Origin of the sequence: Pseudoalteromonas sp. Ld19 (assembly GCF_045064135.1) — a bacterium.
GTDB lineage: Bacteria > Pseudomonadota > Gammaproteobacteria > Enterobacterales > Alteromonadaceae > Pseudoalteromonas > Pseudoalteromonas aliena.
The window spans coordinates 1-9,379 of sequence record NZ_JBISHA010000014.1; the positions used below are offsets into that span (position 1 = coordinate 1).

7 protein-coding genes and 2 pseudogenes are annotated in these 9,379 nt (G+C 37.7%); 2 read left to right on the top strand and 7 right to left on the bottom strand.

Annotated elements, in window-relative coordinates; genetic code table 11:
- Nucleotides 1-333 precede the first annotated feature (333 nt).
- Complete coding sequence (locus tag ACJJVZ_RS03425) at nt 334-1,287, top strand: IS30 family transposase (protein WP_405597033.1); 954 nt, start codon at nt 334-336, stop codon at nt 1,285-1,287.
- A 122-nt stretch (nt 1,288-1,409) separates the two neighbouring features.
- On the opposite strand, the gene ACJJVZ_RS03430 is transcribed toward ACJJVZ_RS03425, so the two are convergent.
- The 7 genes and pseudogenes from ACJJVZ_RS03430 to ACJJVZ_RS03460 form a co-directional block, all read right to left on the bottom strand.
- Nucleotides 1,410-1,769 carry a hypothetical protein gene (locus ACJJVZ_RS03430; RefSeq protein WP_405597031.1) on the bottom strand — a complete coding sequence of 120 codons (360 nt, stop codon included), beginning with the start codon at nt 1,767-1,769 and terminating at the stop codon, nt 1,410-1,412.
- 65 nt (nt 1,770-1,834) lie between these two features.
- A complete protein-coding gene (locus tag ACJJVZ_RS03435) occupies nt 1,835-2,680 on the bottom strand; it encodes an immunity 49 family protein (RefSeq protein ID WP_405597029.1) in 846 nt (281 codons plus the stop codon).
- A gap of 9 nt (nt 2,681-2,689) precedes the next feature.
- Nucleotides 2,690-3,700 (bottom strand): hypothetical protein, encoded by a 1,011-nt coding sequence (locus ACJJVZ_RS03440; RefSeq protein WP_405597026.1) that lies wholly within the window; start codon nt 3,698-3,700, stop codon nt 2,690-2,692.
- A gap of 442 nt (nt 3,701-4,142) precedes the next feature.
- On the bottom strand, nt 4,143-5,117 hold the full coding sequence (locus ACJJVZ_RS03445; RefSeq protein ID WP_405597023.1) for a transposase: 975 nt from the start codon (nt 5,115-5,117) through the stop codon (nt 4,143-4,145).
- Between the two features lie 89 nt (nt 5,118-5,206).
- Nucleotides 5,207-5,489: pseudogene (locus tag ACJJVZ_RS03450) on the bottom strand (Mobile element protein); the annotation flags it as partial.
- A gap of 646 nt (nt 5,490-6,135) precedes the next feature.
- Nucleotides 6,136-6,717, bottom strand: a complete 582-nt coding sequence (locus tag ACJJVZ_RS03455; protein WP_405621595.1) for a DUF4225 domain-containing protein — start codon at nt 6,715-6,717, stop codon at nt 6,136-6,138.
- 159 nt (nt 6,718-6,876) lie between these two features.
- Nucleotides 6,877-8,058: pseudogene (locus ACJJVZ_RS03460) on the bottom strand (RHS repeat domain-containing protein); the annotation flags it as partial.
- A 56-nt stretch (nt 8,059-8,114) separates the two neighbouring features.
- Between ACJJVZ_RS03460 and ACJJVZ_RS03465 the strand changes: the two are divergent.
- Nucleotides 8,115-9,272 carry an IS30 family transposase gene (locus ACJJVZ_RS03465; protein WP_405597007.1) on the top strand — a complete coding sequence of 386 codons (1,158 nt, stop codon included), beginning with the start codon at nt 8,115-8,117 and terminating at the stop codon, nt 9,270-9,272.
- The last annotated feature ends 107 nt before the right edge of the window (nt 9,273-9,379 follow it).

Consider the following 9,379-nt stretch of genomic DNA (forward strand, 5'->3'; position numbering starts at 1 on the left):
TGTTGTTATCGCCCCATTGCTTTATACATTTAGCACTCGGTGAATAGCTATCCCACTCAAAATGATGGCTAAAACCGCTGGCTCGGGTTCGCTTAGTTAATAAATTAGCGGCGTTGTAGGCGTAGCGCTCAGTCTCGTTTTGCTGATTAGTGGCTTGAACAAGGTTGTTGTTTTCATCGTATTCATAGGTTGCAAGTACGGGGTATATAAGCTGCTGTTCCCGAATTCATTATGCAAGTGCACCATTGACCATAACCCACCAATAAATATGACATTCTGAAGTATTTGCTAATGTAGTAAGTGCGACCAAACTCATTATCGAGGGAATTCAGAATGTCTTACGAACATCTTAACAGTTTCGAACGAAAAGCTATCTACTATCGATTCAACAGTGGCGAAAGCTGCCGATCCATTGGTAAACTATTAAATCGACACCATACAACTATCATGCGTGAAGTTAAGCGAAATAAGCCACCCTACTATGATTATTTCGATGAGGCAGCGCACGAAAAAGCGATGGCAAGAAGGAAGGTCGCTAGGCATGCAAGAAAAAGAAACAATAAGGCACTGTACGAGCTTGTGCTGAGTAAGATAGCAATGGGATGGTCTCCAGGTCGGCTTAAGAAGGATAACCCGTCAGATGAATTAATGCATGTCAGCCATGAAACAATCTATCAATGGGTGATTAAGGATTTTAAAGCAGGTGGAGAGCTATACAAAGACTTAGCGAAGAGGCATAAAAAAAGACGTAAACAACGTAAATATGGCGATTTACGTGGGCAAATTAAGAATAGAGTAAGTATTAGCGAACGACCAAAAATAGTCGAAGACAGAAGCCGAATAGGTGACTGGGAAGGTGATTTAATTGAAGGCAAAAAGGGCTCTGGTTTTTTTGTAACCCATGTTGACCGTAGCTCTCGATATTTAATCGCGCAAAAAATAGAGACTAAGCAAGCTGAGTCATTCAATACGGCTACAGTAGAGATGTTTAAAGAGATTCCAGAGCATAAACAGTTAACTCTGACCTTGGATAATGGAAAAGAATTTTCGAAATTTAAAGCCTTGGAAGAAGAACTAGATTTTATTATTTACTTTGCTGATCCTTATTGTTCGTGGCAACGAGGAACAAATGAACATACAAACGGTCTGATCAGGCGTTATTTCCCAAAGAAAACTGATTTCTCAACTATAACTAATGAACAACTCCAAGAGGTTGTAATGAAAATTAATACTCGCCCAAGGAAAATACTAAATTATCAGACAGCTGAAGAAGTCTTTATTAATTAGTGGTTTAAGGTTTGGTGCACTTGGAACTTGAATTCGGGTCATAAAAAAACTCTAAATCTCATTTAATTAGTTATAACTTAATTAGGTAAAAAATTACGACTTGAATTTAGCTTATTATATTATCAAATCGTCAACCCAGATGGTGCAGGTAAGTTATTCAAATCAAATCTTATTTGTTCCATATATTCCTTAAAACAATAAACACAGTGCCCCCCACCTGAAAAAGCATCTCTAATTTCATCCGAAAAACTTTCAGATTCTTTTTCATTTCGAATTATATAATTATTTTTTAATTTATCGTGTTTAAGGTGTATAAAGTATATATCCTCTTCTAAGAACTCCCCCTCATCAAATATCTTTAGATGAACTATACCAACATCAGTCGCTTTCACTGTTCCTTGCTTTATCCCACGAGACAACATCGCAGATACAGTCGGGATTAGCCCTACCTCACCATGCTTTTTACATAAAATAAGACTCATGATATTCCTTTTTAAAAGTTAACGAGCCAACAGCTTATATTAAGGTTGGCATTTACATTGCTGATTTAGTCGCGCTCTACTAACCAAGACGGTATATATTCATTTTCAACTTTTACTTTATATTTTTTGTGGTCGTAAGCTAAAGCGGCTAAAGCTGTTAAAGGTAGAGAAATAGCACCTTGATAATCTACATTGTGATCTTCATGTGAGTAATACTCTTTATGAAGAAGTAACGCTTTTTCCATTGCTTGATTAAATTCTTCTTCTGCATCAGCAGTAAAAATAGCTTTGATTATTGCAATTTGTGGCCATTTTAGACGGCTAACAAAAAAGTATGCGTCATCGTTATATATATCAGGATCAAAGCTTTCAATTGTTTGTTTAAGTAAGCCGCTCAAATTCCCATTTGTAAATATGGCGCGGTATAGATCAGTTCTAGCGTAGTCAAACTCTTTAATTTGAGGCCCAAAGTTTGAGGCTTCAAATGTATTCTTACCAACTAGCATTAGTTCATTTATTGACTCTTGATGGCGCAAAATGATCGCACTATAAAGAACTTGGCACCATACGGATTCATCAGTACGGTATCCTGTTTTCTTGCCCATGACTTCGATATAGCTATTATCTAGAGCAAAGGGAAACGTTTTCCCATCATTCGCATTACTTTGAAATATCCCGACACCTAATTGAGTTGCACGATTCAGATAAGTCCATGCCTTTTTAGTTTCTTCAAGTTGATGAAATAAAACTTCATCCGCAAATGCTTCTAAGTTCAACTCCATCCATACATACATTTTATCTTGGGGGTTTTTTTGAATAACTTGTAACATTCTTTCAGAACCGCTTCTGTCCGCTCGTTCTGTTATATCAGCATGTATTTCTTCATTATTAGAATAATGATTTTTTATCATATATACCTCTTATACTTCAAAAATATAAATATCAATCTTATCACTTATGCCAGAGTCTGAAGCTTTTTGTTTTATACCTATGTAGCCAATGGGCTCACCCAAATCTTTTGCCTCAACTAGCGTATCTCGAGTTTGTTTTAACTTTTGAAACTCAACACTATTTTTATCTACATCTGGATTCTTCCGAGCTTTTTTAAACTCCGTATCATAGTTTTTAATAACAGATTCCATATATTCTTTCGAGCCCTGTTCAGCTTGATAATCACCTGTATTTCGGGAACCCCAAGAGGCATTCCCCCCCTTAGCTTCAATGAAAACTATTTTACCATCTTGAGTTTGATATATTTGGTCAAATTGCCCTTGTTTACTCTTATTTAAAAAGTTTGACTTAAGTGGAGTCGCACCTGGGTAAGTTTTTTTAACATATATACTTGCTGCTTTTTCACCCAGTGCTTCACTTGCATCTCGCATTTCTTTTTGAGCTTCTTTTAACTCTTCTGTACGCTTTACTTCATTTTTTATTAATAGGGCTTTATCGCGTCTAGCAACTGCTAAGTTACGATCTTTTTCAATTGTTTTTAACTCGTCAATATCTTTTTTAGATAAATCCGAATGATTAATATTTAATTTTTCCTTAATATTTTTAAATGCATTTACCTGGTTGCTGACAGGGACTAACTCACCATTTTCATACCGAAATTGTGGCGATTCATCAGCTTTAACTCGAGATACAATGATTTGACCATTAGCTTTTTGATAAACCTTATAATTATCACGCACTTCTTCTGGTAACTGCTTAATAAGCTCATTTGCATGATCAACGCTTTGTGCGCTTTCTTGCTTAGGTGGAATTGTTTGAGTTTCTTGTTCTTCCTTTATTAGAGGTTGAGGCTTTACCTCTGGAACAATTGCTTTATCCGCTTCTAAGCGACCAAAGCCATTCTTTCTGAGCAAACGTGCATAACCAAGTCTATCTTTAGCATACTGTTTACCACCACCGGCATTAATTACATCGACCACATGTGACATACAACTATTCTCGAGCACATTATATATACCTAGCTCTTCATTAATCTGACTTTTCTGGTAATTAATAGCTGCCTGCGCATCAACTAATGGAATTGTTGCGGTATGAACTGCTTCACTAACTTTATGAAACTTACCGGCTCTTACAATTGTTGTTTCTGTTTTTTCTGGGTTTAAATTAACCTGGTGCGACGAGTAAGCTAGTTCATCATGAACAACCTCTACAGTAAAAAGAAACTAAACTAGACAGCCACTCTAATTTAGAGTGGCAAAGCTGTGCCTAAATTTACTTTTTTAGGTCAATAATTAATGTTTTACGACTACGTTACTTTTATTTCATCCAGTAAATCTGCCATTATCACTCTTAAACCTAAATTACACGCATGAAAATGACTGCATGATGCAGTTTTAACTTTTCTACTGAGTAATTTAAGGTTTATGCTAATAGCTTTGCACAATTACTTATATTAGCTCGCCGTTTTCTGCTTAAGTTTTCACAATAACTTGCTTGTGAGGTCGGCCTGCCTACTGCGCCGTGAAATACGCGTGTAAATTGTGTGGTGAGTTTTAACCAGTTTTCTGGGGATATATTAAGCCTTTCAAGCAAAGGAAGGTTTATATTATCAATATACCCTCGTTTGTCCTCTCGTATACAACGCCCTGTTAACTCAACAAGTTCAAGGTACGATTTAAGCTCAAACGGTAGCCCTTTTGGCATGATTTGACGTGGCATGCCTGCAAAGCGGAGCAATTTTTTCGGTTGCTTGCCTTCTTTTGCGCATGTTAAGCGTAGTTGAGCGCTGGTATGGTCAGATTCTTCTGGTGTATTTGCCATTTTGGCTCTGATGGGGTTTAAATCTACATACGCCATGCAGGCCGCCAATGCAGCTTCATCCAATAATGCTTGTGATATAAAACGTCCCTCCCAAAACCTGCCAGTGCAGTTATCTTCTTTATTTGCTCTGCGGGCTATGCTTTCATTTAATAATCGCATAAACCAACTAATACTTGATAAGCGCTCTCGATATTCCATTACTGTTTGATTAAAAAAGATAAGCTCAACTTTACTTAGCCTTTCACCCTGTATGTACTTTTGCGTTAACAATGTGCCTTTACACAGCTTGTGCCAGCGAATAACAATCGCTTTATCATTCAGCCTATTCGCTTTTTTATCATCAACATACAGGACTAAATGCGTGTGGTTACTCATAACAGCATAAGCACAGACGTCAATGCAAAATATCTTAGCTAACTCAAGCAGTTTGTCTTCAACCCACCCTCTGCGGTGCTCGTAAGATTGACCCGTAAAATGGTCTTCACCGCATAAAAATGCACGCCGAACACAACGCGAGATACAGTGGTAATACTTTGTATCAACCAAACTTACTTGACGCTTTCTTGCGATAGCCATAAGACCCCCTGCTTGTTTTCACACTGATGAAAGCCTAGTACTTAGTTCGCCATACTGCAAAAATTAGGGTGGGTGTCTAGTTTATTCTTCCAGCGAATAATAATTGCTTTATCATTCAGTCTATTTGCTTTTTTATCATCAACATACAACACTAAGTGCGTGTGGTTACTCATAACAGCATAAGCACACATCAATACAAAATATCTTGGCTAATTCAAGCAGCTTATCCTCAACCCAGCCTCGTCGATGTTCATAAGATTGTCCTGTAAAATGGTCTTCACCGCACAAAAAAGCACGCCGAACACAACGCGAGATACAGTGGTAATATTTTGTATCAACCAAACTTACTTGACGCTTTCTTGCGATTGCCATAAGACACCCTGCTTTTTTTTGCACTGATAAAAGCCTAGTACTTAGTTAGCCAAACTGCAAAAATTAGGATGGGTGTCTAGTTTATTCTTTTTTTGCACTAAATAAAGCCTAGTACTTAGTTAGCCAAACTGCAAAAATTAGGATGGGTGTCTAGTTTATTCTTTTTTTGCACTAAATAAAGCCTAGTACTTAGTTCGCCAAACAGCAAAAATTAAGGTGGGTGTCTAGTTTATTGTTCATGGAGGCTTTAGCAAACGGTCTAAGCCTTCAAAAATCAATATTTTTAAAGAGCGTTTCAATCCCATACTTTTAAGGATAATGTTCTGCTTGTTTTTCTCTAACTAAGCTTAATATCTCGCTTCAGCTAGTGCAAAATTAGAATAAATGTTATAAATATCTTAATGTCACTCTAATGATTTTTTCCTAATCACCATACTTTCAACCATTGCAATTAAAACAAAAGCAAACCCAGAATCCGATAAAATATGAGTTGAATTTTCAAGACGAACTGCTACAAATACTTGTAGTAGTAATATTAAAATATCAACTCTAATAGCCTTTGTTCTATTTTTTTTTGATTTAATTAAGATAAAATAAAGATAACTCCATCTAAAAAAAGATAAAAACATAAAAAACAAAACTAATATCACTCTTCACCCTCCAATGAAATAGAGCTGCCCGCACTAAAAATCTGATACGCATCGTTAACAACCATTGGTACAGGTGTTGCCTGTATTGAAGGTATAACCCTTGTAGATTCGAGACTCATGGGTATTGTACCACTACTTTTAATGGTAACATTTCCCGACTGAATAACTGGTTGTGCCAAAAGTGTAACACCCATAGCGATATCAACACCATAGAAAACGTTCTCTCCCCACTTTTTTTCCAACCCTACAAATTCAGCAACATTTTCATATGTATTCCGTGTAAAATGATAATCTCTATCTCCTCCATAAATGGCGTCAGATAAGTTCCCCACACCACTAGAAAAGTTTCCTACTCCGTGCGCCAATAATCCTGTTCTCATGCTATTCCCTAGGGGTAGCTTTTTAACCATGACACCTGTCGCTAATTGAGCCGCACCACCAATTATTTCTAGTTCTGCTTTCATGGCTACAAAGATTTGATCTCTTATAACACCACTTTTTAAGTCATCCATAAAATATTCAGCATAGAGCTCTCTATTATTCCATAAATCTGTGGATACATCTTTAATATCATCCATAACAAGAGACCCAATAGACTTGATATCTTCTAAAATAGGCTGACTGTTGATATGGTTTATTGTAGTGTTATTTACATCAGCCACCGGATTGTTTTCGGTCAAGTCATTGAAACCAAAGAGTAGAGATAGCCCTAATAGAGCAGAGGATATCACTGTAGCTAGAGAGGTTGAACCGTGCTTTTCCTTACAACTCAACCCAAACGGATCTACCCAATTAACCGGATTTGGCGCATATTGGTAATGGTTTATTCCACCCACTAGTCCAATCGGATCTTGGTTTATAAAACGCTGTTGTTTAGGGCTGTAGTAGCGGTAGCGGTTGTAATGTAAGCCGCTTTCCTCGTCTAAATATTGCCCTTGAAAACGAATTGGCTGAGTGAAGCTGCTTTCTTTATTGAAGTCAGACTCGGCTTCTGGCTCCTCAAAACCATGCGCATCGGCTTGGTTTTCCCACACGACTTCTGCTTTGCTGTTAGTCACAAAACGTGGAGTATTCAGTTGGTCTAGGTGGTAGTAGTAAACCTCACCTTGTTTAATTAGCGCGACTGGGTGAAATTGATTCGGTAGATTAATATACCAGGTATATTCACCGTGTTGGCATTCACCAATGAGCTGGTCGTTATCCCAAATGTAGTCAATTTTACCGTGCTCGGTGTGCTTGGCGATACGACGACCGAGTGGGTCGTAGTCGTATTGCGTGAGCGTGCCATTGTTGTTAAAACAGCTTAATTGATTAAACGCGTTGTATTCGCGGCGGGTTTTTATACCTTTGCCAGTTTCGCGTATTTGGTTACCAAACTCGTCGTAGTAAAAGTCGCTGTCGCCAAAGTGGGTTAGGCGGTCTGCGTCGGTGGCACTGTTTATTGTGGTGTTGTTAGTGCACTCATTGTTTACTACTGAGTCTGCGTTGCTACTGTTTTTACTACTACTTTCACTACTATTTGGCGCTAACTCTTTGTATTCGCTATGGGTGGCGCGTGTTAAATCAATAGAAGAGCTGGCATCAGTATTTGTAGTATTTTGCTCACTACTGTCTGTATCGCTTTTGCTTGATTTTACTGTTTGGCTTTGCGGGTTGCCAAAGCTATCCCACTGGTATTGGGTGATTTTATTGTTCTGCTCGCCTGCTAAAGTTTGCTGAATTAACTGCCCCAAGCTGTTGTACTCAAAATTAGTATTGTGGCTGCTTACACCTTCGTTTTTACGGGCAATCAACTGGTTGATGCTGTCGTAATTGTACGTACAGGTATCAAATAGTGCCTGCGCAGGGTGGGTTAACTGCTGCTGTGTTAAGCGGTTAAATACATCAAATTGTTGGGTAAGGTTTATGTCATTACCAAACGGTGTATTCAATCGGTCAATGCAACACCTTATAATTGATTATTAATTAGGTAGTTATGACTGACTTATCAAAACGTGGTTTAAGTGATATTGAAAAGCTGAAAGCATGGTTCTTATGGCGTGAAGGTAAAACGCTTAGCGAAATAGGCTTGACGCTTGATAGGCATGCTGGTTCTATATTCGGTGTACTTAAACTAAAAGGTGGAATATCGCCAGTGCAACGAAAACGTCGATTATCGTTTCTTTCTTTAGAAGCGCGAGAAGATATATCAAGAGGTTTAGCTTCAGGCTTATCTATCAGGGCAATAGCGCGTAATGTAGAAAAGGCAGCGTCAACAGTAAGCCGTGAAATCAAACGCAATGGTGGTATTGCCAAATACCGTGCAGTTACGGCTGATAAAAATGCGTTAGAGCGAGCATTAAGGCCAAAGCAGTGTAAATTGCAAAAAGGTAATCCACTTAGCGATTTGGTTGAATCTAAGCTACTAGATGACTGGTCACCAGAGCAAATTTCTGGCTGGTTAAAAATAAAACACCCAGCATCATCTGAAATGCATATCTCACATGAGACTATTTATAAAACGTTATTTATCCCATCACGCTATATTTTCGAAAAAGCAGTCCTTAGCCATCTTCGCTCAAAACGTAAGTTGAGGCATGGTAAACGCTCAACAAATAAGGGAATTTATAAAGGTATTATTGATGCTAAAACAATTCATGAAAGGCCTCATGAAATTGAAACACGAGAAACTCTAGGTCACTGGGAGGGCGATTTAATATCAGGAAGTAGCAACTCACATATAGCAACATTGGTTGATCGAAAAACACGGTATACAGCTTTGGTACAAGTTAATGGTAAGGATACTAAAAATGTAGTAAATGCACTTATTCTGAAATTTAATGGTTTACCAAAGGCACTTAAAAACACACTAACGTGGGATCGGGGAATGGAATTAGCAGACCATAAAAGATTTACTAAAAATACGAATACAGATGTTTACTTTTGTGACCCGAGTAGTCCGTGGCAAAGGGGAACAAATGAAAATACAAATCGCCTATTAAGGCAGTACTTCCCCAAAAAGACAAGCCTACATGGCTTTGACCAACGTTATTTAGATAAAATCGCTAATAAACTAAATAATCGACCAAGAAGAATATTAAACTATTTAACTCCTAATGATATGATTAAAAACCATGTTGCACTGACCACTTGATATCACCATAACGTCCTTAAAAATTTTTTATTTAGAACACTAGATACAAAAATTTTGCCTCGTTCTAGCGTAATCTTCTTAAGGTTAAATAGACCCCATATATAAGC